Source organism: Methylobacterium gregans (assembly GCF_022179245.1).
Taxonomy (GTDB): Bacteria; Pseudomonadota; Alphaproteobacteria; order Rhizobiales; family Beijerinckiaceae; genus Methylobacterium; species Methylobacterium gregans.
In genome coordinates, this window is record NZ_BPQM01000134.1 from 1 (window position 1) to 23,578 (window position 23,578).

The following is a 23,578-nucleotide window of genomic DNA, read 5'->3' on the forward strand; positions in this document are numbered from 1 at the left end:
TCGCCGCGATGGTGGCGGCCGGCGGCACGCGGATCCGCGCGATCCTTGTGCTCGGCGAGGGCGACGGGCCGGTAACGCCCTGCGGCGCCTGCCGCCAGCGCATCCGCGAGTTCGCCGAGAGCGCAACGCCCGTCCACGCCGCGGGGCTCGGCGGCATCCTGGCGAGCTTCACCCTGGAGGCGTTGCTGCCCGCCTCCTTCGGTCCGGAAACCCTCGGTGGCTGAGACGGCCGCGCAGGCGGCAGGGATCCTGCGCGAGATGGGGCTCGGGGGGCCACACGCCTGCGCGATCGTCACGGGGACCGGGCTCGGACGCGTCGCCGAGCTCTTGGAGGCTCCGATCGCCCTGTCCTTCGGCGAGATCCCGGGCTTCCCGCGGCCGGGCGTGACCGGCCATGGCGGCCGGCTGCATCGCGGCCGGATCGCCGGGCACTCCGTCCTCGTCATGGAGGGACGCGCCCACGCCTACGAGCGGGGAGAGGCCGCCGCGATGCGCCTGCCGCTCACGGTGCTGCGGACGCTGGGTGCCGAGCGGCTGCTCCTCACCAACGCCTCCGGCTCGCTGATGCCCGAGGCCGGGCCGGGCAGCCTCGTCCTGCTCGCCGACCACATCAACCTCTCGGGGATGAACCCGCTGATCGGCGAGGACGACGACGCGCGCTTCGTGCCGATGAACGCGGCCTACGACCCAGATCTGCGCGCGCGCCTCGCCCGGGCCGCCGCCGCCCGCGGTCTGACCCTGCGCGAGGGCGTCTACGCATGGTTCTCCGGCCCGAGCTTCGAGACCCCCGCGGAGGTCCGCATGGCGGGCCGGCTCGGGGCCGATCTCGTCGGCATGTCGACGGTGCCGGAGGTGATCCTGGCGCGCTTCCTCGGCCTGCCCGTGGCGGCGGTCTCGGTAGTGACCAACTGGGCCGCCGGCATCGCGGGCGGGGCGCCGCACCACGCCGAGACCAAGGCGGCCGCCCGCGCCGCCGCCGACGACCTCGCCGGCCTGATCCGGGCCTTCGTCGCCGACCTGCCGGAGACCGCCCCGTGACCGCTCAGACCGACGCCGCCATCGCGGCCCGCGCGCTGCCGCTCCTCGACCTCACCGACCTCGGCGACAGCTGCACCGACGCGACGATCGCGGCCCTCTGCGAGAATGCGCAGGCGGGCCCTGTCGCGGCGGTCTGCGTCTGGCCGGCCTTCGTCCCGGCCTGCCGGCGGCGGCTGGGAACGAGCGCGGTGCGGATCGCCACGGTGGTCAACTTTCCGGCCGGCGGCGAGGACGTGGAGGCTACCGTCGCCGAGACCCGCGCGACGCTCCTGGAGGGCGCGCAGGAGATCGATCTCGTCCTGCCCTACCGCGCGCTTCTGCGCGGAGACGAGGCGGCGGCGCGGGCGATGGTCGAGGCCGTGCGCGCGGTCTGCGGCCCGGCCTGCCTCAAGGTGATCCTGGAGACGGGCACCCTCGCCGAGCCCGGGACGATCGCCGCCGCGAGCCGGCTGGCGCTGGAGGCGGGGGCGGACTTCATCAAGACCTCGACCGGCAAGAGCCCGGTCTCGGCCACGCCCGAGGCCGCCGCGACCATGCTGGCGGCGATCCGGGAGTCCGGCCGGCCCGCCGGCCTCAAGGTCTCGGGCGGCCTGCGCAGCGTCGCCGACGCCGCGACCTATCTGGCGCTCGCCGACCGGCTGATGGGACCGGGCTGGGTCTCACCGGCGACGATGCGGCTCGGAGCGAGCAGCCTCTACGGTGCGCTGACGGCGGCGAAGGCGGCAGCGTGAGGCTCCCCCAGGAGACGATCCGGCGCAAGCGCGACGGGCTCGGGCTGGACGCGACCGAGATCGCGGACTTCGTCGCGGGCCTGACCGAGGGCCGCGTGACCGAGGGGCAGGCCGCCGCCTTCTGCATGGCGGTGTTCTTCCGCGGGCTGACGCTGCCCGAGCGCGTGGCGCTGACCCGGGCGATGACGGAGTCCGGCACCGTGCTCGCCTGGGACCTGCCCGGCCCCGTACTCGACAAGCACTCGACCGGCGGCATCGGCGATACGGTGAGCCTGCCGCTCGCCGCGATGGTGGCGGCCTGCGGCGGCTACGTCCCGATGATCTCGGGGCGGGGGCTCGGCCATACGGGCGGCACCCTGGACAAGCTCGCCAGCATCCCGGGCTACGACGCGGTGCCGGGGCTGGCGCGCTTCCAGGCCGTGGTGCGGGCGGTCGGCTGCGCCATCATCGGGCAGACGGCGGAACTGGCGCCCGCCGACCGGCGCCTCTACGCGATCCGCGACGTCACCGGCACGGTCGAATCCCTCGACCTGATCACCGCCTCGATCCTCTCGAAGAAGCTCGCGGCCGGGCTCGACGGGCTCGTCATGGACGTGAAGGTCGGCTCGGGCGCCTTCATGGCGGGGATGCCGGAGGCCCGCGCCCTCGCCGAGAGCATCGTCGGGGTGGCGACGGGGGCAGGCCTGCGCACGGTCGCGCTCGTCACCGACATGGACGCACCGCTGGCCTCCGCGGCCGGCAACGCCGTCGAGGTCGCCTACGCCATCGACTATCTCGCCGGGCGGCGGCGGGAAGCGCGCTTCCACGCGGTGACCCTGGCGCTCGGCGCCGAGATGCTGGTGGCGGGCGGGCTCGCCGCGGAGACGTCCAAGGCCTCGGACCGCCTGGAGGACGCGCTCGGTTCGGGACGGGCGGCGGAGCTATTCGGCCGGATGGTCGCGGCGCTCGGCGGGCCGGCGGACCTGTTGGAGCGGCCGGCCAAGCACCTGCCGGCCGCTCCCGTGGTGCGGGCGGTGCGCCGGGACGGACCGGTCAGCGGGATCGCGACGCGGGAGATCGGACTCGCGGTGATCGGGCTCGGCGGCGGCCGGACCCGGCCGGAGGACGGGATCGACCCGCGGGTCGGCTTCACCGACCTCGCCCGGCCCGGCGAGGCCGGCGACCTGCTCGGTGTCGTCCACGCGGCGGATGCGGACGCGGCGGACCGGGCGGAGGCGGCCCTGCGGGCCGCCTACCGCTCGGGCGAGGCGGCGCCCGAGGGCGCCGCGGTGCTGGAGCGGATCGGCTGAGTCCGGCCCGCTCGGCCAGGGGCAGCCTACCAGTAGCCGTAATGGCGCCGGTGACCCCAGCCGTGGTCACGATGGCCCCCGTGCCGGTGCCCCCAGCCGTGGTGGCGGTGACCCCAGTGGCGATGCCCCCAGCCGTGGTGATGGTGGCGATGACCCCAGTGCGGGCGGTGGTGGTGATGGTGGCCCCAGCCGTACTGCACAGGGGTGAGGCCGTCCGCTGCCTCGATCGGGGCGGCGGCGAGCGGCGCGGCCTGGGCGGCGGGCGCCGCCGCGAGGAGCGCGCCGGCGAGCGCGAGGGCCGCCAAAGCGCGGCGGCCGAGGGAACGGGATGCGGGCTGCGTGGTCTGCACGGGCGCTCTCCTGATCGTGTCCGGGGCCGGCGGCGCGGTGCCGTGGCCCGATACGGAGAGACTGGTTCCGCCGACCTGAACACCGGCTGAGACGGTCGTACAGGATTCGGGCCCGGCTCGGCCGCAGGGCGGCGCCGTACGGCCGCCCGAACGTCCCCTCCCCTGCCGCGGTCGGGCGACCGCGGCAGGGCGGCGCCTATCGCCCGGCCACGGCGCGCAGCGGCGCCAGGGCGGAGGCCGGAGCCGGGATCGGCGCCGCGGCCGGCCGAACCGGCATTGCGGCGGGAGCCGCGAGAGGCGCGGCGAACGGCGGCGCGGACGTCCGCTGACCGGGCGACGGATGGCCGTAGACGCCACGGTGCTCGGGGTTCGGCTGGAGCCGGTCCGTCAGGCCGATCACGGTCTCGGCGGCGCCGAGCACCAGGGCCCCCTCGGGCGCGAGGCAGGCGGCGATCCGGTTGAGGATGTCGGCCTTGGTCGGCGCGTCGAAGTAGATCAGCACGTTGCGGCAGTAGACCACGTCGAACTGGCCGAGCCCGTCGAAGGCGTTCAGCAGGTTGAGCTGCCTGTAATCCACCATCGCCCTGAGGCTCTGGGAGATCTGCCAGTTCTCGCCGACCTGCGTGAAATGCTTGATCAGCCACTGCACGGGCAGCCCGCGCTGCACCTCGAAATGGCTGTAGGTCCCGGCTTTCGCCCGCTCGATCACCTCGGTCGAGAGATCGGTCGCCACGATCTCGACCTGCCAGCCGGCGAGGCGGGGCGCCGCCTCTTGGAGCAGCATCGCCAGCGAGTAGGGCTCCTGTCCCGTCGAAGCCGCCGCGCACCAGATCCGCAGCCGGCGCCGTGCCGCATTGCGGGCGATCACCTGCGGCAGCAATACGTCGCGGAAGAGGTCGAACGGCGTCCGGTCGCGGAAGAAGAACGTCTCGTTCGTGGTCATCGCCTCGACCACGGCGCGCTCGGCCGCGCTGTCGCGGCCGAGCTTCAGCACGGCCACGAGATCGCGCAGCTCGCCGAGGTTGAACCGGCGGCAGACGGGGCCGAGCCGGCTCTCGACAAGGTAGCGCTTCTCCGCCGTCATCGCGAGGCCGGAGCGCTGCTTGAGGAAGCCGCGCAGGAACTCGAAATCGCTGTCGGTCATGCCGGCTGCCCCGTGATCAGGTTGCGGAGCGCCGGGCCGATCTCGGCCAGCGGCAGGACGGCCTGGGCGAGGCCCGCCTTGGCGACGCTGCCCGGCATGCCCCAGACGGTGCTGGTCGCTTCGTCCTGGGCGAGCACGGGACCGCCCGCATCGACCAGGGCGCGCGCCCCATGGGTGCCGTCCGAGCCCATGCCGGTGAGGATGACCGTGGCGGTCGCGGGCCCGAAGATCGCGGCGGCGTCCTTGAACAGCACGTCGACCGCCGGGCGGCAGAAGTTCACCGGGGGCCCGTCGTCGAGGCGGATCACGGGTTCGCGGCCGGCACCGCCGACGAGGCCCATATGGCGCCCGCCCGGCGCCACGTAGATGCGGCCGGGCTGGAGCGGCTCGTCGGCCTTGCCCTCCGCGGCCGGGAGGCCGACGCGGGCGGCGATATGCTCGGCGAAGACCGCGGTGAAGATCGGCGGCATGTGCTGCACGATCAGCGTCGGCAGGCGCCGCAGCGTCGCGGCCCCGATCTTCTCCAGCACCTCGTTGACCGCCCGCGGACCGCCGGTCGAGGAGCCGATCAGCAGGACGCGCGGCGTGGTCGGCCGCGCCTTCGGCCGCAGCGTGAAGGGGGCGGAGAGGCGCGAGACCGGGGCGGCCGGCGAGGCCGGCACGGCCGGGGCGGGCGCCGGCGCGGCGGGCTCGTGAAAGGCGGGGGCCGAGACCGGGGCGGACCGGCGCCCGCGAGCACGCACCGCGCCGAACAGGCGCACGCGCTCGACGAGCTCCGCCCGGAAGGCGTCCGACGTGGTGACGCCGCGGTTGCTCTCGGGCTTGGCGAGGTAGTCCACCGCGCCGAGCGCGAGGCATTTGAGCGAGATATCGGCGTTGCGGGTCGTCAGCGTCGACATCATCACGACCTGCAGCGTCGGGCTCGCGGCGAGCATCCGGGGCAGCGCCTCGGTGCCGTCGAGCTCCGGCATGTCGATATCGAGCAGCACCACGTCGGGGTCGTGGCGGCTCATCATCTCCAGCGCGATGCGGCCATTCGAGGCGGTGCCGACGACGTTGAAGCCGGCCTCCCCGATCCAGCGGGCGACGAGCCCGCGCACCACGGCGGAATCGTCGGCGATCAGCACGCGGATCTGGCCCGGCGCGGGCTGCGGCCCAGCGGGGACGGGAGCGCCGGCCGGCCCCTTGAGCGGCGCGCGCGGCGCGAGGTTGAGTGGGGCAGCCAGCATCGTTTCACGCCTCGATCACGGGTCGCTGAGGACGGGCCGGGCGCCTCCTCCCTGCGGGGCGCGTGTCCGGGCGTCGTTCGTTGGGTCGTGCCGTCCGCGCGCGGACGGCTGGGTCTCGATGGGTGCTTCGCGGAACCGGTGCGGCCGGGCCCCGGGGCCGCGCCTCGGAGGACAAGTCGGAGGACGCCTCAGGCCGCGGCGGCCTGGAGCACGCCCACCTGTTCGAGCTTGGCCGTCAGGATGTCACGGTCGAACGGCTTCATGATGTACTCGTCGGCCCCCGCGCGAAGCGCGCGGGCGATCGCCCCGACATCGTTCTCGGTGGTGCAGAACAGGATCTTGGGCCGGTCGCCGTCCGGCATGCGCCGGACCTCCTGCAGGAAACTGTAGCCGTCCACGTTCGGCATGTTCCAATCGAGCAGGATCGCCTCCGGCATCGCCTGCCGGCAGGCTTCGAGACCCTCGGCCCCGTCCTCGGCCTCTGCAGCCGTGAAGCCGAGGGTCTCCACGATGCGGCGGGCGACCTTCCGGATCACAGCGGAATCGTCGACGATGAGGCAGGTCGGCACGGTCATCTCCGAGGCTGTTCCCAAAGCAGTCCCCTGCGTGGTCCCCATGACGGCCTCCCGCTCAGGCCGCGCTCGCCTCGGCGCGCTCGGCGCCGAAGCTGAGGAGGCCGTCCACGTCGAGGATGACGAGCAGCTTGCCGTCGAGGCGATGCACGCCGAGCGCGAGGTTGCGCCAGCGCGCGTCGAGGTTGATCGGCACCGCCTCGTGCGTGTCGGGGCCGAGCTTCAGCACCTCGCCGACGCCGTCGACCACGAGGCCGAAGGTCTCGCCTGCCTGCTCCAGGCCGATCGCCATGCCGGCTCCTTGCGTCTGCGCCCGCGGCATTCCGAGGCGGCGGCGCAGGCAGATCGCGGTGACGACGCGCCCGCGCAGGTTGAGCAGGCCGACGATCTCCGGGGGCGCGAGCGGCACCGGCGTTATGCCGGTGGGGATGAACACGTCGTGCACCCGGTTGATGGCGAGGCCGAACATGGTCTCGCCGACGAAGACGGTGACGAATTCCTGGGTGGCGCCGTCCTTGGCCGCGGCGGAGGCCGCGGCGTTGCTGTTGGCGGGCTTCATCATGGCGGTAGTCCGTTCCGAACGGGCGTGACGGGGGTGGGCGCGGCTGACCGGGTCAGGCCGCCTGGGCGAGGGCGGGCGCCTCGATCTCGGCCAGCGCCGCGATCAGGCCGCTGCGGTCGAACTTGGCCACAAGGTCGCTGATCGCGAGGCGGCGCGCCCGGTCGACGGTCTCGGCCCCGACCGCGGACGAGAGCCCGATCACGGGCAGGCCGGCGATCGGCTGGCCGGCGCCGCGGATCGCCGCGACGAGATCGAAGCCGGTGCTGCCCGGCATCTCCAGATCCGTCACCACCACGTCGACCCGGGTCTCGCCGGCGAGGATCGCCAGCGCCCGCTCGGCCCCGTCCGCCGTGATCACGCCGAAGCCCGCAGCCTTCAGCACCGGGGTCAGCATGTCGCGGAAGAAGGCCGAGTCGTCGACGAGCAGCAGGGTCTTCGACAGCTTCGTCGGGCGGCGCGAGCCCCGCGCCCAGTCGTCGTAGGCGAGCGGCAGGAAGTGGGCGATGTTGATGATGTCGGTGGCCCGGCCCCGCAGCACCGCCGAGCCGATCAGGTCCGAGCGCTCGGCCGCGATCTCGATGTCGAGACGCTCCTCGACGATGTCGACAATCTGGTCGACCACGAGGCCCATCGCCCGCTCGCCGTCCGAGAAGACAACCAGCGCCTGGGTGCCCTCGGTGCGGATCTGGATCGCCTCGTCGGCGACCACCAGCGGCATCAGGCGGCCGCGATACTGGATCAGCGGGCGGCCGCCGAGCCACTCGACCTTGGCGGCGTCGATCTCCTCCAGGCGTGTGACGAGGGAGAGCGGCACCGCCTTGAAGGCGCCGTTGCCGCCCTTGAAGACGAGCAGCGTCGTCTTGGCCTCGCCGGCCTCGACCTCCTCGGCCTCGATCTCGGCCGGGATCGCGCCGGCCTGCGTGCTCTGGCTGACCTGCCGGGCGACGCCGTTCGGGTCGACGATCAGCACCACGGCGCCATCGCCCAGGATCGTGTTGCCGGCAAACAGCGAGAGGTGCCGGAGCTTGGAGGACATCGGCTTCACGACGATCTCCTCCGTGTGGAAGACCTCGTCGACGAGGATGCCGAAGCGCTGGCGCCCGACCTGGGCCACCACCACGAAGCCCGAATGGGTCTCGGCCTCGCCGGCCTCCTGCCCGAGCAGGCTCGTCAGGGTCACGATCGGCAGCAGGCGCTCGCGCAGGCGCAGCACCGGCGCGCCGTTGATGCGCTCGATCTTCTGGGGGGCAGTGGGATCGACCCGCACCAGTTCCAGCACCGCCACCTGCGGCACCGCGAAGCGGCTCTCGCCGGCCCGCACGATGAGGGCCGCGACGATGGCCAGCGTCAGCGGGATCTTGATGGTGAAGGTGGTGCCGCGGCCCGCCTGCGTGTTGATGTCGATGACGCCGCCGATGGTCTCGATGTTGGTCTTGACCACGTCCATGCCCACGCCCCGGCCCGAGACCGAGGTGACGGCGGCGGCCGTCGAGAAGCCGGCGTGGAAGATGAACTTGGCGACCTGGGCGTCCGTCATCTTCTCGACGTCGCCTTGGCTGGCGAGCCCCCGCTCCACCGCCTTGCGGCGGATGGCGGCGAGATCGAGGCCCTTGCCGTCATCGGCGATCTCGATCGTGATCGTGCCGCCCTCGTGGTAGGCGGCGAGCCGGATCGTGCCGCGGGCGGGCTTGCCGGCGGCGACGCGCGCGGCGGTCGATTCCAGGCCGTGATCGGCGGAGTTGCGCACCATGTGGGTGAGCGGGTCCTTGATCACGTCGAGGACCTGCCGGTCGAGCTCGGTCTCGGCGCCGAGCATGACCAGCTCGATCTGCTTGCCGAGTTCGGCCGAGAGGTCGCGCACCACGCGCGGCAGCTTCTGCCACGCGTTGCCGATGGGCTGCATGCGCGTCTTCATGACGCCCTCCTGCAGCTCGGCGGTGACGTGGCTGAGCCGCTGCAGCGGCACCTTGTAGCTCGAATCCTCGTGGCGCCGGGCGATCTCGAGGAGCTGGTTGCGGGTCAGCACCAGTTCCGAGACCATCGTCATCAGGTGCTCGAGCGTGTCGACGTTCACCCGGATGGTCTGGACCTTGGCCAGGCCCTCGCCGCCCTCGGTGGCGGCCGGCGCGGGGGCGTCCGCCTTCTGGACGGCCGCGGGAGCCGGCGCCGAAGCCGCGACCGGAGCGGCGGCGACCGGTGCGGGCGTGGAGGCCGGCGCGGCCGCCAGGACCGGCGCGGCCGCGGGGACCGGGAGCGGCGCAGGCACGGTTGCGGGCTCGTCGTCGGGCCCGGGCGCGGCCAGGAAGGCGGCCTCAAGATCGTCCAGGCTGACCTCGCCGGGCTTCAGCTCGCGCTCGACGGGGGGCGGCAGGACGGGTTCGGGCGGCGGGGGCGGCGCGGCGACAGGGGCTTGCGTCTGGGCAGCCGGGATCTCGCCTGCGGACATCCGGTCGAGGGCCTCGATCAGGTCGTCGTCGGAGCCGGCGGGCTCGGTGCCGGCGATCTCCAGATCGGCCAGGATCGCCTTCAGCCGGTCCAGGGTCGCGAGGATCAGGGTGACGGAGGCGCCGGTGGCCGGCATGCCGTCGCGGAAGCGGCCCATCAGGGTCTCGGCCGCGTGCGCCAAGGCCTCCAGACGGGGCAGGCCGAGAAAGCCGCAGGTGCCCTTGATGGTGTGCACCAGGCGGAAGATGTTGCGCAGGATGGTCTCGTTGTTGGGATCCTGCTCGAACCGGACCAACTCGGTATCGACCGTATCGAGATGCTCACTGCTCTCGGTCAGGAATTCACGCAGCAGGTCGTCCATCGGCGATACTCAGAGTTTGCCCGCACAAGTGCCGGTGCTGGTCCAACTTGAGCGCGTCAGGTTAGAAAAAGGTTTCTTGGGGGTACCTCCGAAGGCGATCGAGAAAGATTGATGGCGGTTAAACGGAGATCGGGGGCGGTTCGAATTGGTTTCGCAGCCGCCAGACGACCAAACGTGGTTAATAATCTCGCAATGCGACGCTCGCCCGGACACAGAACCAGACGCTGAACTCGGATCTTCGGAACGTTCGACGCCGAAATACGGGCATACTGCGTGTGAAACCGAATGATTTCCCGTTTCCGTTGCAATTGAGCGGCGGAAACCGGTTTCCGCGGTTCGGCCAGCCTCAGGCCGAGGGCTTCCCGGATGCGGCCGTCGCGCCCCTCTCCCTCAAGGGAGGAGGAAGAGCACGACGGCCGCCCGAGATGCATGACCCTGCCAGGAGCAGAGCGCTGGGAAGAGCCGCGGCGCGGCGCGCTCAGGCGAGGGCGGTGTCCGACGGGCTGTCGGAGGGGCGATCCTCCTCCGGCGTGGCCTCGGTCTCGGCGGGCGTCTCGGCGGCGTCGGGCTCGGCGCGGATCGTCACCGTGTCGCCGTCGATCGCGAAGGTCACGCCCATGGCGGCGGCGCGCGCCACGAGGCCCGCGTAGAAGGCGAGGATGCCGTGCGCGTCGACGGTGCCGGTCTCGGAGGTGCCGGCCATCAGGCCCTCGACATGGGGCGGGATGCGGGCGTGCGAGCCCTTGGCCTTGAGCACGATCAGCGGCGCCTCGCCGTCGCCGGTCACCGCGACGTCGATATGGCCGCCGCGCGGGATCGCGCCGGTTGCGATCATCACGAGGTTGAGCAGCAGCTTGACCTTGTTCTTCGGGAACAGAGCCTGCGGCGCGCTCCAGGTGAGCTGGGTCTTGTCGTCGGCGAACATGCCGCGCGAGACCTTCTCGGCGTCGGCGAGGTCGATCGAGGCGCCGGCCGAGCCCGCCGCCCCGAAGGCGATGCGGGCGAACTGGAGCCGTGCCGAGGCCTGCCGGGCGCTCTTGCGGATGAGGTCGAGGGCGAATTCGCGCATCGACTCGTCCTGGTCGTCCTCCAGAACCTCCAGGCCGTTCACGATGGCGCCGACCGGGCTGATCACGTCGTGACAGACGCGGGAGCAGAGCAGCGCGGACAGATCGAGCGCTTCGAGGTTCACGGTGGTCATGGCACGCTCCGGGCGTTCTCAAAAGTTCCGGCGGATTCGGCTCGCGGGCCGTGAACCGCCCGGGATAGATGCCGACGAGGGCTTTGGAAAGCGTTACGGACCGACCTCCGGGCGCGCTCCGGTCGGCAGCCGGTCGACAGCCGGACCGGGGTCGGGCATGACGGCGCGATGACGCAGACGGGCGGGCACGTAATGGACGGCACGGAGCGCGACCGGATCGCTCGGCGGCTCGCCGAGATCGCCTGCGCGGCGGGCGAAATCCTGCGCCACCACCACGCCCGTGGCTGCAGCCACAGCCTGAAGCCGGACGGCTCGCCCGCCAGCATCGCCGACGTGGAAGCCGAGGCGCTGATCCTGGCCGCGCTCGCCGAGAGCTTCCCGGACGTCCCGGCGGTAGCCGAGGAGACCTGCCACGACAGGCCGCCGGCCGCGCGCTTCTTCCTGGTCGACCCGCTGGACGGCACGCGCGAGTTCCTGGCCGGCACACCCGAATACGCCGTCTGCATCGGGCTGATCGCCGGGACGCGGCCGGTCGCCGCTGCGCTCGCCGCCCCCGGCCTCGGGCGGATCTGGTACGCGGGCGCCCTGGCCTTCGAGGCGGGAATCGCGGACGGGCGCCCCGGCGAGCCCCGCGCGGTGCGGGCGCGGCCGGCGCCGGAGAGCGGCCTCGTCGCCCTCGGCAGCCGACGCCACGGCGATCCAGAAACCGATGCCTGCCTCGCATCCCTGCCGGTGGCCGCGCAGCACCCGGTCGGCTCGGCGGTCAAGTTCGGGCTCGTCGCGGCGGGCGAGGCCGACCTCTACGTGCGCTGCGGTCCGACCATGGAGTGGGACACGGCCGCGGGCGACCATATCGTGACGATGGCGGGCGGCTGCGTGGTGACGCCCGGGGGCGGTCCGCTCACCTACGGGCGCCACGCGGCCGGCTACCGCAACGGTGCCTTCGCGGCGCTCGGCGACCCGCGCCTCGCCGGGCGCATCGCCCTGCCCATCAGGGCAACGAGCGCGGCAACGAGCGCGGCAGCGGCTCGATGAGCCGCGCGAGATCCGGCCAGCGCGCTTCGGCCCGGTCGGCGAGGCCCGGATCCGCAATGAGCCGCGCTCGGCGCTCCGCGTCGCGGAACAGGTAGAGCCGGCCCCCGAGCAGCGCGAAGACCAGCGGGTCGGTGTCGACGAGGCGCCCGTCGAGCACGCCGACCGGGTCGTGGCCGTCGAGACGCGGCGCGTAGGCCTCAGGCCCGGCCGCGAAGGCGGCGCGGTTGCCCGCGCTCGCGAAGCGCCACGCCCGTCCGCCCCAGGACAGCTCGAATCGCGCGTCACCGGCCCGCGGGCCGCCGGGCAGGAAGTAGCTCACCGCGTCGTAGCCGCGCAGCGCCAGGATCGCGGCAGGGTCTTCGGCCGGGGAGCCGGCAACGCCCGGGGCGCAGGCCGGGCCCAGGGGCAGGAGGGTCAGCAGCCACAGTTCACGGCGTGTCGGGCCCATCGCCCTGTCAGGACAGGGTTCGGCGCGCGGCCTTGTCCGCAAGATCATGGAACACGCATTTCCAGGCCGGATGCCCCGATCCTCGGCACGCATCAGCGAAGGCGACGGCGGCAAGCCCCGCCCGAAGCTCGCCGGTCCCTGCCGCATCGGCTCGGTGTCGCGTGCCCTGCCGGCGGGATCCGTGATCCTGTAGAGGGCAAGCCGTCAGACGGGTCAACGGCCCTCAGGATCAGCACCTCGCTCCGATGATGCCGGCGATCACGGTTCGGCGGAGCTCGAACCACCGCACCGCGGCCCGCTCGCGCGCATCGGGCGGCCCGGCGATCGGAGGTTACGTCCCGTTAACCATGTCGCCGTTCTACTGCCGCACGGTGCCGCGCGGCCCGGTTCGCTCGCGCACCCCCGGTTTGCCGCATTCATGGCGCCGAATCACGACGCGAGGAGCCGCAACGATCGGCGGAGGAGGATCCATGACGGCAGCCAATCCCCACAGCGCGGCCCGACGCCGGACGCTCGGACGTATGGCGGCCCTCGCCGCGGGCCTCGTGCTCGCCGGCACCGGACTGGCCGCGGCGCAGGGTCGCGGCGCCGCGGGCGACGGCATGCCCGAAGCCTTCCGCCCCGGCGAGATCATCGACAACGGCCACCGCTTCTTCGGCTCGGTCTCGCGCGGGCTCGCGCTGACCGTCGAGGAGGCGACCCGGCGCTGGGGCCAGCCGAACGGCTACATCCTGGGCCAGGAGGCCTCCGGCGCCATCGTGGGCGGCGTGCGCTACGGCGAGGGCACGCTCTACACCCGCAATGCCGGTCAGCGGCGCGTCTACTGGCAGGGCCCCTCCCTCGGCTTCGACGTCGGCGGCGACGGCGCCCGCACCATGATGCTGGTCTACAACCTGCCCTCCGTGCGCAGCCTCTACCGGCGCTATGGGGGCGTAAACGGCTCGGCCTACTTCATCGGCGGCTTCGGCATGACGGCGGTCGTCAACGACGACGTCGTGGTGGTGCCGATCCGCAGCGGCGTCGGCGCCCGGCTCGGCATCAATGTCGGCTATCTCAAGTTCACCGACCAGCCGACCTGGAACCCGTTCTGATCCCGTCCCGCGCGAGGGCGCCCACAACCGGGAGTCGTCCGGCGGGCTGGCCCGGGCGCGCGCCCTTCTCTAGTATGGGGGGACGTATGTGGCGGGTCCGGCGGGACCCGGTCGTCGAGCGGTTCCACGCGTGATCGAAACCCTGATGATCTTCGCTCTCGGCTTTCTGGCCGCGAGCCTCGGCGGACTCCTGCTCCTGCCGGTGCTGAACGCCCGCGCGGCGCGCCTCGCCCGGCGCCGGGCCGAGGCGCTGGTGCCGCTCGCCCCTGCCGAGATCGCGGCCGAGCGCGACTTCCTGCGCGCCCGCTTCGCGGTCCAGCAGCGGCGGCTCGAGCGCACGGTCGAGACGGTGCGGGCACGACGTCAGGCCGACATGGCGGCCATCGGCGCGCGCACCATGGAGGCCGCCCGGCTCGCCCGCGACCTCACGCGGCGCGAGGGCGAGGTGGCGGAGGGGCTGGCGCAAAAGGCCCGGCTGGAGGGCGCGCTGGAGACCGCGCTGGGCGAGTGTGCTGCGAGCCTCGCCACCCTGCGGGCCCTGGAGGAGGCGCATGCCGACCTGCTCGACAGCCTGCTCGCCGCCCGCCGGGCGCGTCCCGCGGACGCTCCGGATTCCGCGGACGAGCCCGGAGAGCGGGCGGTGCTGCTGGCCCGTCTCTCCGCCGCAGAGGACGCCCTCGCCCAGGCGCTGTCGGCGCGCGAGAGCGTGGTCGAGCGCGAGAACGCGGAGTTGCGCACCCGCATCGCGGAATTGGCCGACAGTCTGGCGCCCGCCCAGGAACGGCTGCCCGTGGCCGGCGCCTTCTCGGCCGCGCGCGGCTGAACTCGGAGGGCTCATGACTGGGCTCATGGCCAGGCTCATCGCCGGTCCACGCGGCTTCCCCGATACGATCCGGAACGCTACGCCCCGTCATAGGCTTTCCGCGTGCAGAATCGCGCACGCGACGCCTTGTTTCGACCACGCAAAGGCATCATCGGAGCGTCATCCTCCGGCAATCGAGATGGAACGAGCCACCATGGCCCTGAAGCTGACGACCCTCGCCCTCGCGCTCGGCGTCGCCGCCGTCAGCCTGCCCGCCGCCGCGGAGCAGGCACAGCAGACGCGGCGCGGCAACGAGACGCTGAAGAAGTACTGCACCGGGGACTACCTGAACTACTGCGGCAACCTCGCGCCCGAGGATCCGGCCCTGGACGTCTGCTTCGAGAAGAACTGGAAGTCGCTGTCGGAGAACTGCCGCCGGGCGATCGACGCCTACCAAGCGACCCAGAACCCGAAGGGCGGCAAGCGCGGCTGAGGCCGCCCGATCCGGCCCGATCCGGGCCTCAATCCTTCACGACGAGCGCCGGGGCGGCGGCGACCGCCTCGTCCGGCGCGAGCCCGCATCGGAGCGCGGCGTCCGGGGGCAGGAGCGGTTCGAGCAGGGCTCGCCGCTCCGCCAGCACCGCGATGGCGCGCTCCGCCTGGACACCGTCGTTAGCGGGCAGCGCCGCAAAGAGGTGCTCCAGGGCGTAGCGGTAGCGCCCCACCCGCGCGCCCGTCTCCAGGCGCACCCAGGCGATCAGGCAGCGGTTCTCGGCGACCCGTATGGCGGCCTGCCGCACGTCCCAGTCGTCGAGGGTGCGGGCGAAGGGCAAGCCGGCGAGGCGGCGCCCGTCCGCTGCGATAACGAGCGACGCGGTGGCGGCGAAGGCCGGGATCAAGCGCGCATCGGCGCCCGCATCCTCGGCGAGCCTCCGGTAGAGCGGCACCTGCGAGCGCGTCGGCGCGGCCACCAGCCCGTCGTGGTAGGCGGCCACGTCCCGCACGAACAGGCCGGGCGGCAGAACCCGCGTCCGGCTCAGATTTCCCAGCACGTCGCGAAACGCCTGTTCGGGCGCGGCCGGCATCAGGAAGCGCCAAGCGCGGTCGCGCAGCAGGCGCTCGTCATCGGTGAGCGGCAGCAGCGCGGCGCTCTCGCCGCGCTCGCGGGCAGCCAGCGTCCCGGTGGTCGCGACGAGGCTGTTCCAGGCCCCAGCCTTGGGGCGGCCGAAATCGCCCTCCTGGGCGCAGGCCGCGAGCAGGAGCACGGGCAGCAGCAGCGCGCGCGCGGGCCGCCCTGCGACGCTGCGGCGCAGGCGGTCCCGGATCCGGTACGCCCTGTCCATGGGAGCGGTCCCGTTCGTCGGTTTCAGGAGGCGCGGCTGTAGCGCACGCCGAGGAAGAGCAGGATCTCGCCGCGGCGCTCGTGCGTCTCGGCCAGGCGGCGGTGTCGGCGCGCGAGCGGCCGGAACGGCAGCACAGCGGCGTCGGGCCGGGCGTCGCGCAGCGGCTCAGGGCCGGGCACGGCCTCGTTGGCGGCGCGCAGCGGCGTCGGGGGTGGGGCGAGGTAGGTCGAGAGCTGCATCGGGGCACCTGTCGGCTTCGAGGCTGTCCGCCCGGGTCCTCCCGAAGGGGCGTCGGCAAGGGGTCAGGCCTGTCGGATCGTCGCGGGGAAGATCAGCACGGGATGGTTAACGGAGCCTTGACGCCGCCAACCTCGGAACTGGCGCGGGTCTTGCGTAACGTTTCGCGCCCATGGCGGGCATTTCCTCCCTTGACTTGGCCCTGCCCCTTGACCGGTGGGGCCATTTTCTTGTGCGCGCTCCGCTCGGTGCAGTGGCCTTCTTCTCGCCGGACTTCTCGATCGAAATCCAGATCGCCCGCGCGGGCGGCCCGGCAGCGACGGCACGGAACCGTCGCAGGTCCCGGCGCTTGCCTAGCGGCGGCGCGGCCCGATATGCCGGGCCACGCGCGAACGACGCTTCGGGATGGACAGACAAGGACACGGCTGGATGCGACTGGACACGGCAACCCTCACGCGCACGGCACGGCGCCGGCCCGCTTCCCTCGCGATCCTGTCCCTCGGTCTCGCCCTCGCCGCCGTTACGGCGGGTCCGGCCGCGGCCCAGCGCGAGGACCAGGGCCTGCAGCTCGGCTGCGCGAACGATTATTTCCGCCTCTGCGTCGGCGTCGATCCGAACAGCCCGGACGCCGAGCGCTGCATGACGCGCAACCGCAAGCGCCTCTCGCCGGAGTGCCGCGCCGCGATCGGCGACTACGACCGGCGCACCGGCGGCAAATCGATGCCCGAGGATTGAGAGCGGCGGTTCGAGAGCCCGCCCATCCCCACGGTCGCGGCGGGAACGCCGCGGCCTGATATCCCCCGGCCGCAAGGCGGCGGGAGAGCCCACGAAACCGTCCACGAATCCGGTAGCCCCTACGGCGGCGGAGGGCGTATGCAGGCGGCCTCCTCCGTTCCCGCCTCCCGTGGCGGACAAACCGACAAGGCCCCGACATGGCGCTCACCGTGGCGGTCCAGATGGACCCGATCCAGGCGATCCGGATCGCCGGGGACACCACCTTCGCCCTGCTGCTTGAGGCGCAGGCCCGCGGCCACCGCCTGCTCTACTACACGCCCGACCGGCTCTCGCTGCAGGGACGGCGCGTCACCGCCCGGGTCGAGCCGCTTACCGTGCAGGACGTCGAGGGCGCCCACGCCACGCTCGGGGCAATCGAGCGCATCGACCTCTCCGAGGTCGACGTGGTGCTGATGCGCCAGGACCCGCCCTTCGACATGGCCTACGTTACGGCCACCCACATGCTGGAGCGGATCCACCCGAAGACGCTGGTGGTGAACAACCCCGCCGAGGTGCGCAACGCGCCGGAGAAGCTCTTCGTCCTCGACTTCCCCGAGCTGATGCCCCCGACGCTGATCACCCGGGACAAGGCGGAGATCGAGGCGTTCCGGCGCGAGCACGGCACGATCGTCATGAAGCCGCTGCACGGCCACGGGGGTGCGGCAGTGTTCCGCGTCTCGGAGACCGACCCGAATTTCGGCTCGATGTACGACCTCTTCGCCGCGACGTTCCGGGAGGCCTGGGTGGTGCAGCGTTTCCTGGAGCGGATCACCGAGGGCGACAAGCGCATCATCCTGGTCGACGGCGAGCCGATGGGCGCGATCAACCGGGTGCCGGCGCAGAACGACATCCGCTCCAACATGGTGCGGGGCGGGGCGGCCGCGGCCTCGGACTTGACCGAGCGCGAGCGCGAGATCTGCGCAATGATCGGGCCGGAGCTCAAGCGGCGCGGCCTGATTCTCGTCGGCATCGACGTGATCGACGGGCACCTCACCGAGATCAACGTGACCTCGCCGACCGGCATCCGGGCGATCCGCCGCCTTGGCGGCCCGGATCTCGCGGTCGCGGTCTGGAACGCGATCGAGGCGCGGCTGGCGGCCCGGGGCTGAGCGCTGGAGCGCGCCTCCAGGCCCCTTCGGCCCCTTGATCGCTCAGGTCTCGGCCACCCGCGCCGGCTCGAGCCAGCGCCCTTCCAGGGTCAGGGTAGCCTCGTAGACCGGCGTGCCGTCCGCATCGCGCACCCGGACCGTGAAGATGCGCCGGTCTCCGTCCGGGATCTGCGAGCGCGCGAGGTCCGGCAGGGCGCCGATCGCCTCGATGCGCGCGGCGGCGCTGTCGGAGAGGTCGTAGCCCTCCTCGTCCCGGTCGAGCCGGTCGCCGTCGTCGGTGTCGATGAAGAAGCGCGGCATCAGCCCCCCTCGTTCCTGTGCGCGGGCGGGCCCGCCTGCCGCAGATAGGCGGCGTCGAACTCGGCCTCCGCCCGCAGCCGCTCCGCGTCGAGGATGAGGAGGCGCCGCCCCTTCAGTTCGATCAGTCCGTCGCGCCGCATCTCCCGCAGGGTGCGGTTCACGTGGACGCTGGTGAGCGCCACGGTGTCGGAGAGCGCCACCTGTGTCAGCGGCAGCTCGTAGCCGTCCGCGCCCGCGAGGCCGACCGCCCCGAGCCGCACCGACAGCTCGCAGAACAGGTGCGCGAGACGCTCGCGTGCGGAGCGGCGTCCGACGCTGACGAGCCATTCCCGCGCGACCGCCTCGTCGACGCTGCGCGCGATGCGCAGCGCCCGCGCGATGTTGGGATGCCGGTCGATCATGGCCAGGAAGACCTCGCGCGGGATGCGCGCGACGAGGCAGGCCGAGAGCGTGGTCACCACGTGGTCCATCGGCCGCAGATCGCTGAAATCGGGACCGCAGATGTCGCCTGGCAAAAGATAGGCGAGGATCTGGCAGGCGCCGTTCGGCCGGTGACGGCCGCGGCAGACGAAGCCGCGCAACACCGCGATCACCGCGTCCGGTACCTCGCCCTGCCGCAGCAGGTCGGTCTGCCCGGCATAACGGCGCGCCCGCCCGCAGACCCGCTCCAGTACGGCCCGGTCGGCGGCATCGAGATCGACGAAGCCGCCGAGCTTGCGCGCCAGCATGTCGGCGGCGTCCGTCTCCGGGGCGAGGCGCGGGGCCGGCAGATCGCCGGGGAACGCGTCCATCACGACGCGCCCCCTGCGGTTCCGGAGCGGCTCGGGCCGCGACCGCGTGGGCCCCAGCGGGGCCGCCCTGTACCGAACGACGGTCTCATGCGTCCGGGATCTCGGGACCGCCTGCCGGAATTCGGTCTCCGAACGCGGCGCGCCACGCCGGTCCGGCCCCGTGCTTTCCCTCTCTGAACCCGCCCAACTTCATCCAGCGGTTGTAGGAAGGCCAACTGGGCTGCACCAGTGGCAGGAACCGTTTTGTTCGATACCGCACAGAAAGGCGCCCCCGAAACAATGAGGACAGGCGCTCAAGTCTTAACATGGATTAGTTCATGAATATTTCGCTCTGCTAGTGAATTCCGGCCTCGACGGATGCTGTCCGTAGTGAGGTCACACGCACCAGATCAAGATTACCGAAACGTGATGCCTGTGATCAGCTCCGCACACGGTGGGGATGAGACCGCGATACCGCGTCAATCAGAGGTCAGCAACCGGCTGCTGCGCGCGCTCGATCCGGCCGCCTTCGCGCGCCTCGCGCCGCATCTGCGGCCCATCGCGCTCCCGCTCGGGTATCCGCTGATCGCGCCGAACGCTCCGATCACGGTCTGCGTCTTCCCGGAGGCCGGCTTCGTCTCGGTCGCGACCACGCACGGTCAGCAGCGCGTCGAGATCGGGCTCGTGGGCCGCGAGGGTTTTGTGGGCGCCGCGCCCGTACTCCTCGCGGATGCGGTGACCTCGCAGACCCAGGTGGTGCAGATGGCGGGCTCCGGCCTTGCCGTCGCGACCCCGGCGCTCCGCGCGGCGGCGGACGAGAGTGCGAGCTTGCGGACGACGCTCCTCGCCTATGTTCAGACCCAGCTGCTCCAGGTCGGCGAGACCGCCTACGCGCACGCAGCGCTGAACCTGGAGAGCCGCCTCGCGCGCTGGCTGCTGATGTGCCACGACCGGGTCGAGGACGACGAGCTCGCCCTCACCCACGAGTTCCTGTCGATAATGCTGGGCGTGCAGCGGGCGGGCGTCACCCTGGCGCTGCAGAGCCTGGAGGGGGCAGCCCTCATCCGCAACCGGCGCAAGCGCGTGCTGATCCTCGACCGCGGCGGCCTTGAGGCGCTGACCCACGGCAGCTACGGCGCGCCGGAGGCGGCCTATGCCCGACTGATCATGCCCCCTCTCACGCCTCGGCCCGCGGCGTCGCATTGAGCTCGGCCCAGTCGAACTCCTCCTCCAGCCGATAATAGGCGTCGTCGCCGATGCGCCCTTCCCGGCGCAGGCGCAGCACCGTGTCGCGGGCCGCCGCGATGGCGCGCCGCCGGGCGGCGTCCGCGGGCAGCGATTCCGGCGCGATGCCCTGCTCGTGGCTCTCGGCCTCCGCGAGCGCCGCCGCGAACTCGGCCCGCAGCGCTTCGGCGGCGCCGTCCTCGCCCGTCTCCTTCAGGCTGTCGAGGGCGGCGGCGTAGGCCTCTGCCCGCGCCTGCCCCGTCTCGATGCCCACCGGGTCATCGTCCTCCAGACCCAGCCGGCGCAGCAGCGGCTTAAGCGTCAGCCCCTGCACCGTCAGCGTGCCGAGCACCGTGCAGAAGGCCGTGAACAGGATCAGGTCGCGCTCGGGGAAGTCGTGCGGCAGGGCGAGCGCGGTGGCGATGGTGACGATGCCGCGCATCCCGGCCCAGGAGATCGCGAGGGCGGGTTTGAAGCCGGTCGAGCTGTCCCGCCCGCGGGCCCGCCCGCGCAGCCCGTTGGCCGGCAGCACCCAGAGCAGCCGTACCACGATCACGGTGGCGAAGACCGCCGCCGCGAGAACCAGAGCACGGCTCTGCTCGTCCCCGGCGAGCCGGTCGAGGATGGGACCGATCTGCAGGCCGACCAGCACGAAGGCCAGGACGTTGAGCACGAAGACCGCCGTCTCCCAGACCGCGTAGGAGACGATGCGCGTGCGCGGGGCGGTGATGCCGGGGCTGTAGCGCGCCACCGTGATCGCGAAGCTGACCACGGTGAGCACGCCGGACAATTCCATCCGCTCGGCCACGAGCCAGATCCCGAACGCTGCGACGAACTGCATCACGATGGCGCTCGCCGCGTCGGGGAAGCGGGGGGCGATCATCACGAAGACGCGGGCGAGCAGCGGGCCGGCGACCAGGCTGGCGACCACGCCGAGCAGGAAGGCCGGCGCCACCTTGCCGGGATCGAAGCTGCCGGCGGCGGCCGCCGCCACGCCGAGCCGGTAGATCATGAGCGAGCCGGCATCGTTGAGCAGGCTCTCGCCGCGCAGGATGGTGGTGAGCCGGTGCGGCAGGGTGACGTGCCGCAGAACCGAGAGCGCCGCGACGGCGTCCGGCGGCGCCACGATCGCGCCGAGCACGATGCAGGCGGCGATCGGCATCCCGGGGATCAGCAGATGCGTGACGAGGGCGACTGCCGCCGTGGTCGCCGCGACCGCTCCCAGCGCCAGGCCGCCGATCGGCCGCCAGTTCGCCTTCAGGTCGCGCAGCGAGGTGTCGTAGCCGGCATCGAGCAGGACGGGCGCCAGGAACAGCGCGAGCGCAAGTTCCGGGTCGAGGGTGAGGTCCGGCACGCCGGGCACAAAGGCGAGCGCCGCGCCGCCGAGCGCCAGGAAGGCCGGATAGGGTGCGCCGAGGCGGCGGGCCAGCGCGGCGAGCAGGACCGCGCCGAACAGCACGGCGACGATCCATTCGAAGATCACCATGCGCGGGAAAGAGGCAGGAGACGCCAAGCGTTCCGCCTGCGGCACGGTGGGCCACAATTGAAGGTTGCGGTTTGCGCCCGGATACGGTCCGGGCTTTGCAGGCGGCGTGCCCGCCTCTAACCCGTGCGATGCCCACCCTTAGGACACGAGATGCCCGAGACACCCGTCTTCGCCCACGGCGCCGTCGCCGCGCCCCACAGCCTCGCGGCCCAGGCTGGCCAGACCGTGCTGGCGCAGGGCGGCAACGCCCTCGAGGCGATGGTCGCGATGGCGGCCTCGATCGCCGTGGTCTACCCGCACATGAACGGCCTCGGCGGCGACGGGTTCTGGCTGGTGCGCGAGCGTGGCGGCCGCGTGCGCGCCTTCGAGGCCTGCGGTCCGGCGGGCGCCCAAGCGACGATCGCCCGCTACCGGGAGCGGGGCTACGATGCGATCCCCGCCCGCGGCCCGGACGCGATGGTGACGGTGGCCGGCGCGGTCGGCGGCTGGCGCCTCGCGCTCGAGCTGTCGCGGGCGCTCGGCGGACGACTGCCGCTGGGGACGCTGCTCGCCGACGCGATCGCCCAGGCCCGGGGCGGCGTGCCGGTCTCGCCCTCGGAGGCGCGCTACGTGCCCCAGGAACTCGACACGCTCCACGACGCCCCGAACTTCGCAGCGACCTTCCTGAAGGAGGGCAAGCCCTTTCCGGCCGGCGAGATCCGCGCGCTGCCGAAGCTCGCCGCGACCCTGGAGCAGCTCGCCCATGCGGGCCTCTCCGACTTCTACCGCGGCGATGTCGGCCGCGAGATCGCCGCCGACCTCGAACGCCTCGGCGCGCCGATCACGCGGGCGGACCTCGCGGGCTTCGCCCCCGCCGAGCGGGCGCCCCTGTCGATCCGGCGGCGGGACGCCACGCTCTACAACTTCCCGCCCCCGACCCAGGGGCTCGCCGCGCTGATGATCCTCGGCATCTTCGACCGCCTGAACGTGGCCGAGCCCGAGACGCCGGCCCACTATCACGGCCTGATCGAGGCGACGAAGCGGGCCTTCGCGGTCCGCGACCGCGTCGTCACCGATTTCGACCGCCTGCGCCACGATCCGGCGGCCTACCTCACCCCCGAGCGCCTTGCCCGCGAGGCGGCGCAGATCGACATGCGGCGCGCGGCCACCGTGACGCTGCCCCGGCCCGGCCACGGCGACACGGTCTGGATGGGGGCGATCGACGGCGAGGGCCTCGCCGTCTCCTACATCCAGTCGGTCTACTGGGAGTACGGCTCCGGCACGGTGCTGCCCGCGACCGGGCTGTGCTGGCAGAACCGCGGCATGTCCTTCTCCCTCGATCCGGACGCCGTGAACCCGCTGGAGCCGGGCCGGCGCCCGTTCCACACGCTGATCCCCGCGCTCGCCTGCTTCGACGACGGCCGGGTGATGAGCTACGGCAGCATGGGCGGCGACGGGCAGCCGCAATTCCAGGCCCAGATTTTTTCGCGATACGCCGATTACGGAATGTCGGTTGCCGACGCCGTAGACGCGCCACGCCTCCTCTACGGGCGCACCTGGGGCGCGCCCTCCCTCAGCGTGAAGGTGGAGAACCGTTTCGATCCCGGCTGCATCGCGGCGCTGCGCCGCCTCGGCCACGAGATCGAGGAGCTCGGATTTCCCTACACCGACTCGCTCGGCCACGCCGGCATGCTGGTGCGCGACCCGCGCGACGGCCGGATCGCGGCGACGCACGATCCGCGCTCGGACGGCGGCGCGCTGGGGCTCTAGAGCCCTTGTTTCGACGCGCTCTCTTGCGCCGAACCGGCGTCCACTTCGGCGGAGCGCGCTCCAGCCTTGCGGCCCGGCGCGATCGGGCCGAGGATCGCCTGACCAAGGTCGGAGGGGGAGCGCGATGGCCGACGGCATCAGCCAGGCCGCGTACTGGAACGGCGAGGTCGGCCAGCGCTGGGCCCGCAACCAGGCCGTGCTCGACACGGTCTTCGCGCCGCTGACCGACGCGCTGTTCGAGGCCGCGGGTCTGACACCGGACGCGGAGGTGCTCGACATCGGCTGCGG

Annotated in this window: 25 protein-coding genes and 1 pseudogene; 13 read left to right on the forward strand and 13 right to left on the reverse strand. The window is 72.7% G+C overall.

The window, feature by feature from the left end; all coding sequences use genetic code 11:
- The 4 genes from MFF54_RS23165 to deoA all read left to right on the forward strand — a co-directional run.
- Window positions 1-224 (forward strand): cytidine deaminase family protein (locus MFF54_RS23165; RefSeq protein ID WP_373321213.1); only part of this gene is annotated, 224 nt, incomplete at its 5' end.
- A 34-nt stretch (window positions 225-258) separates the two neighbouring features.
- Entirely contained in the window at window positions 259-1,038 is a 780-nt protein-coding gene (locus tag MFF54_RS23170) for a purine-nucleoside phosphorylase (RefSeq protein ID WP_238306589.1), read from the forward strand.
- Complete coding sequence (gene deoC / locus MFF54_RS23175; RefSeq protein ID WP_238306569.1) at window positions 1,035-1,769, forward strand: deoxyribose-phosphate aldolase; 735 nt, start codon at window positions 1,035-1,037, stop codon at window positions 1,767-1,769. The genes MFF54_RS23170 and deoC overlap by 4 nt, the downstream gene beginning before the upstream one ends.
- Window positions 1,766-3,058, forward strand: a complete 1,293-nt coding sequence (gene deoA, locus MFF54_RS23180; protein ID WP_238306570.1) for a thymidine phosphorylase — start codon at window positions 1,766-1,768, stop codon at window positions 3,056-3,058. Before deoC ends, deoA begins: the two co-directional genes overlap by 4 nt.
- Window positions 3,059-3,084: 26 nt before the next feature.
- On the opposite strand, the gene MFF54_RS23185 is transcribed toward deoA, so the two are convergent.
- The 7 genes from MFF54_RS23185 to chpT form a co-directional block, all read right to left on the reverse strand.
- Window positions 3,085-3,408, reverse strand: a complete 324-nt coding sequence (locus tag MFF54_RS23185) for a hypothetical protein (RefSeq protein ID WP_238306571.1) — start codon at window positions 3,406-3,408, stop codon at window positions 3,085-3,087.
- Window positions 3,409-3,604: 196 nt separating this feature from the next.
- A complete protein-coding gene (locus MFF54_RS23190) occupies window positions 3,605-4,552 on the reverse strand; it encodes a CheR family methyltransferase (RefSeq protein WP_238306572.1) in 948 nt (315 codons plus the stop codon).
- The gene (locus MFF54_RS23195) at window positions 4,549-5,781 is read right to left on the reverse strand and encodes a protein-glutamate methylesterase/protein-glutamine glutaminase (RefSeq protein ID WP_238306573.1); all 1,233 of its coding nucleotides are present in this window, start codon (window positions 5,779-5,781) and stop codon (window positions 4,549-4,551) included. The genes MFF54_RS23190 and MFF54_RS23195 overlap by 4 nt, the downstream gene beginning before the upstream one ends.
- A 188-nt stretch (window positions 5,782-5,969) precedes the next feature.
- Window positions 5,970-6,350: a response regulator gene (locus MFF54_RS23200; RefSeq protein WP_238306574.1), complete on the reverse strand. Its 381-nt coding sequence runs from the start codon at window positions 6,348-6,350 to the stop codon at window positions 5,970-5,972.
- 61 nt (window positions 6,351-6,411) lie between these two features.
- The gene (locus MFF54_RS23205) at window positions 6,412-6,912 is read right to left on the reverse strand and encodes a chemotaxis protein CheW (RefSeq protein ID WP_238306590.1); all 501 of its coding nucleotides are present in this window, start codon (window positions 6,910-6,912) and stop codon (window positions 6,412-6,414) included.
- A gap of 55 nt (window positions 6,913-6,967) precedes the next feature.
- Window positions 6,968-9,721 (reverse strand): hybrid sensor histidine kinase/response regulator, encoded by a 2,754-nt coding sequence (locus MFF54_RS23210; protein ID WP_238306575.1) that lies wholly within the window; start codon window positions 9,719-9,721, stop codon window positions 6,968-6,970.
- Window positions 9,722-10,199: 478 nt separating this feature from the next.
- Entirely contained in the window at window positions 10,200-10,922 is a 723-nt protein-coding gene (gene chpT / locus MFF54_RS23215) for a histidine phosphotransferase ChpT (RefSeq protein ID WP_238306576.1), read from the reverse strand.
- 168 nt (window positions 10,923-11,090) lie between these two features.
- Here chpT and MFF54_RS23220 point away from each other — a divergent pair, with 168 nt between their 5' ends.
- Window positions 11,091-11,957, forward strand: a complete 867-nt coding sequence (locus MFF54_RS23220) for a 3'(2'),5'-bisphosphate nucleotidase CysQ family protein (protein ID WP_238306577.1) — start codon at window positions 11,091-11,093, stop codon at window positions 11,955-11,957.
- Here MFF54_RS23220 and MFF54_RS23225 read toward each other — a convergent pair.
- Complete coding sequence (locus MFF54_RS23225; RefSeq protein WP_238306578.1) at window positions 11,914-12,405, reverse strand: YHS domain-containing (seleno)protein; 492 nt, start codon at window positions 12,403-12,405, stop codon at window positions 11,914-11,916. The two genes, MFF54_RS23220 and MFF54_RS23225, sit on opposite strands and share 44 nt — an antisense overlap.
- 470 nt (window positions 12,406-12,875) lie before the next feature.
- Here MFF54_RS23225 and MFF54_RS23230 point away from each other — a divergent pair, with 470 nt between their 5' ends.
- From MFF54_RS23230 to MFF54_RS23240, 3 genes are all read left to right on the forward strand, one after another.
- The gene (locus MFF54_RS23230) at window positions 12,876-13,496 is read left to right on the forward strand and encodes a DUF1134 domain-containing protein (protein WP_238306579.1); all 621 of its coding nucleotides are present in this window, start codon (window positions 12,876-12,878) and stop codon (window positions 13,494-13,496) included.
- A 145-nt stretch (window positions 13,497-13,641) separates the two neighbouring features.
- Window positions 13,642-14,319 carry a hypothetical protein gene (locus MFF54_RS23235; RefSeq protein WP_370880252.1) on the forward strand — a complete coding sequence of 226 codons (678 nt, stop codon included), beginning with the start codon at window positions 13,642-13,644 and terminating at the stop codon, window positions 14,317-14,319.
- A 193-nt stretch (window positions 14,320-14,512) separates the two neighbouring features.
- Window positions 14,513-14,791, forward strand: coding sequence for a 3',5'-cyclic-nucleotide phosphodiesterase (locus tag MFF54_RS23240; RefSeq protein ID WP_238306591.1), 279 nt, complete (start codon window positions 14,513-14,515; stop codon window positions 14,789-14,791).
- Window positions 14,792-14,819: 28 nt separating this feature from the next.
- Here the strand turns inward: MFF54_RS23240 and MFF54_RS23245 are convergent, their stop codons facing one another.
- Together MFF54_RS23245 and MFF54_RS23250 are read right to left on the reverse strand one after the other, a co-directional pair.
- Window positions 14,820-15,641, reverse strand: coding sequence for a hypothetical protein (locus MFF54_RS23245; protein WP_238306581.1), 822 nt, complete (start codon window positions 15,639-15,641; stop codon window positions 14,820-14,822).
- A gap of 23 nt (window positions 15,642-15,664) precedes the next feature.
- On the reverse strand, window positions 15,665-15,880 hold the full coding sequence (locus MFF54_RS23250; protein ID WP_238306582.1) for a hypothetical protein: 216 nt from the start codon (window positions 15,878-15,880) through the stop codon (window positions 15,665-15,667).
- A gap of 427 nt (window positions 15,881-16,307) precedes the next feature.
- Here MFF54_RS23250 and MFF54_RS23255 point away from each other — a divergent pair, with 427 nt between their 5' ends.
- Window positions 16,308-16,613: a hypothetical protein gene (locus MFF54_RS23255; protein ID WP_238306583.1), complete on the forward strand. Its 306-nt coding sequence runs from the start codon at window positions 16,308-16,310 to the stop codon at window positions 16,611-16,613.
- Window positions 16,614-16,810: 197 nt separating this feature from the next.
- A complete protein-coding gene (gene gshB / locus MFF54_RS23260; RefSeq protein ID WP_238306584.1) occupies window positions 16,811-17,761 on the forward strand; it encodes a glutathione synthase in 951 nt (316 codons plus the stop codon).
- 42 nt (window positions 17,762-17,803) lie between these two features.
- Here the strand turns inward: gshB and MFF54_RS23265 are convergent, their stop codons facing one another.
- Complete coding sequence (locus MFF54_RS23265) at window positions 17,804-18,061, reverse strand: DUF6894 family protein (RefSeq protein ID WP_238306585.1); 258 nt, start codon at window positions 18,059-18,061, stop codon at window positions 17,804-17,806.
- Window positions 18,061-18,852, reverse strand: a complete 792-nt coding sequence (locus tag MFF54_RS23270; RefSeq protein WP_238306586.1) for a Crp/Fnr family transcriptional regulator — start codon at window positions 18,850-18,852, stop codon at window positions 18,061-18,063. The genes MFF54_RS23265 and MFF54_RS23270 overlap by 1 nt, the downstream gene beginning before the upstream one ends.
- Before the next feature lie 408 nt (window positions 18,853-19,260).
- On the opposite strand from MFF54_RS23270, the gene MFF54_RS23275 reads away from it, so the two are divergent.
- Window positions 19,261-20,037: a Crp/Fnr family transcriptional regulator gene (locus tag MFF54_RS23275; RefSeq protein ID WP_238306587.1), complete on the forward strand. Its 777-nt coding sequence runs from the start codon at window positions 19,261-19,263 to the stop codon at window positions 20,035-20,037.
- Here the strand turns inward: MFF54_RS23275 and MFF54_RS23280 are convergent.
- Window positions 20,009-21,541 (reverse strand): cation:proton antiporter, encoded by a 1,533-nt coding sequence (locus MFF54_RS23280; RefSeq protein ID WP_238306592.1) that lies wholly within the window; start codon window positions 21,539-21,541, stop codon window positions 20,009-20,011. The two genes, MFF54_RS23275 and MFF54_RS23280, sit on opposite strands and share 29 nt — an antisense overlap.
- Window positions 21,542-21,691: 150 nt before the next feature.
- On the opposite strand from MFF54_RS23280, the gene MFF54_RS23285 reads away from it, so the two are divergent.
- Together MFF54_RS23285 and MFF54_RS23290 are read left to right on the forward strand one after the other, a co-directional pair.
- On the forward strand, window positions 21,692-23,290 hold the full coding sequence (locus MFF54_RS23285; protein WP_238306588.1) for a gamma-glutamyltransferase family protein: 1,599 nt from the start codon (window positions 21,692-21,694) through the stop codon (window positions 23,288-23,290).
- A 124-nt stretch (window positions 23,291-23,414) separates the two neighbouring features.
- A pseudogene (locus tag MFF54_RS23290) lies at window positions 23,415-23,578 on the forward strand (methyltransferase type 11); the annotation flags it as partial.

What these genes read in the sequence shown, in the direction of transcription:
- MFF54_RS23170 (WP_238306589.1), top strand. Translation starts at nt 259, where the DNA reads ATGGGGCTCGGGGGGCCACACGCCTGCGCGATCGTCACGGGGACCGGG.
- MFF54_RS23190 (WP_238306572.1), bottom strand. Translation starts at nt 4,552, where the DNA reads ATGACCGACAGCGATTTCGAGTTCCTGCGCGGCTTCCTCAAGCAGCGC.
- MFF54_RS23195 (WP_238306573.1), bottom strand. Translation starts at nt 5,781, where the DNA reads ATGCTGGCTGCCCCACTCAACCTCGCGCCGCGCGCGCCGCTCAAGGGG.
- MFF54_RS23205 (WP_238306590.1), bottom strand. Translation starts at nt 6,912, where the DNA reads ATGAAGCCCGCCAACAGCAACGCCGCGGCCTCCGCCGCGGCCAAGGAC.
- MFF54_RS23210 (WP_238306575.1), bottom strand. Translation starts at nt 9,721, where the DNA reads ATGGACGACCTGCTGCGTGAATTCCTGACCGAGAGCAGTGAGCATCTC.
- chpT (WP_238306576.1), bottom strand. Translation starts at nt 10,922, where the DNA reads ATGACCACCGTGAACCTCGAAGCGCTCGATCTGTCCGCGCTGCTCTGC.
- MFF54_RS23220 (WP_238306577.1), top strand. Translation starts at nt 11,091, where the DNA reads ATGACGCAGACGGGCGGGCACGTAATGGACGGCACGGAGCGCGACCGG.
- MFF54_RS23225 (WP_238306578.1), bottom strand. Translation starts at nt 12,405, where the DNA reads ATGGGCCCGACACGCCGTGAACTGTGGCTGCTGACCCTCCTGCCCCTG.
- MFF54_RS23230 (WP_238306579.1), top strand. Translation starts at nt 12,876, where the DNA reads ATGACGGCAGCCAATCCCCACAGCGCGGCCCGACGCCGGACGCTCGGA.
- MFF54_RS23235 (WP_370880252.1), top strand. Translation starts at nt 13,642, where the DNA reads ATGATCTTCGCTCTCGGCTTTCTGGCCGCGAGCCTCGGCGGACTCCTG.
- MFF54_RS23240 (WP_238306591.1), top strand. Translation starts at nt 14,513, where the DNA reads ATGGCCCTGAAGCTGACGACCCTCGCCCTCGCGCTCGGCGTCGCCGCC.
- MFF54_RS23245 (WP_238306581.1), bottom strand. Translation starts at nt 15,641, where the DNA reads ATGGACAGGGCGTACCGGATCCGGGACCGCCTGCGCCGCAGCGTCGCA.
- MFF54_RS23250 (WP_238306582.1), bottom strand. Translation starts at nt 15,880, where the DNA reads ATGCAGCTCTCGACCTACCTCGCCCCACCCCCGACGCCGCTGCGCGCC.
- MFF54_RS23255 (WP_238306583.1), top strand. Translation starts at nt 16,308, where the DNA reads ATGCGACTGGACACGGCAACCCTCACGCGCACGGCACGGCGCCGGCCC.
- gshB (WP_238306584.1), top strand. Translation starts at nt 16,811, where the DNA reads ATGGCGCTCACCGTGGCGGTCCAGATGGACCCGATCCAGGCGATCCGG.
- MFF54_RS23265 (WP_238306585.1), bottom strand. Translation starts at nt 18,061, where the DNA reads ATGCCGCGCTTCTTCATCGACACCGACGACGGCGACCGGCTCGACCGG.
- MFF54_RS23270 (WP_238306586.1), bottom strand. Translation starts at nt 18,852, where the DNA reads ATGGACGCGTTCCCCGGCGATCTGCCGGCCCCGCGCCTCGCCCCGGAG.
- MFF54_RS23275 (WP_238306587.1), top strand. Translation starts at nt 19,261, where the DNA reads ATGCCTGTGATCAGCTCCGCACACGGTGGGGATGAGACCGCGATACCG.
- MFF54_RS23280 (WP_238306592.1), bottom strand. Translation starts at nt 21,541, where the DNA reads ATGGTGATCTTCGAATGGATCGTCGCCGTGCTGTTCGGCGCGGTCCTG.
- MFF54_RS23285 (WP_238306588.1), top strand. Translation starts at nt 21,692, where the DNA reads ATGCCCGAGACACCCGTCTTCGCCCACGGCGCCGTCGCCGCGCCCCAC.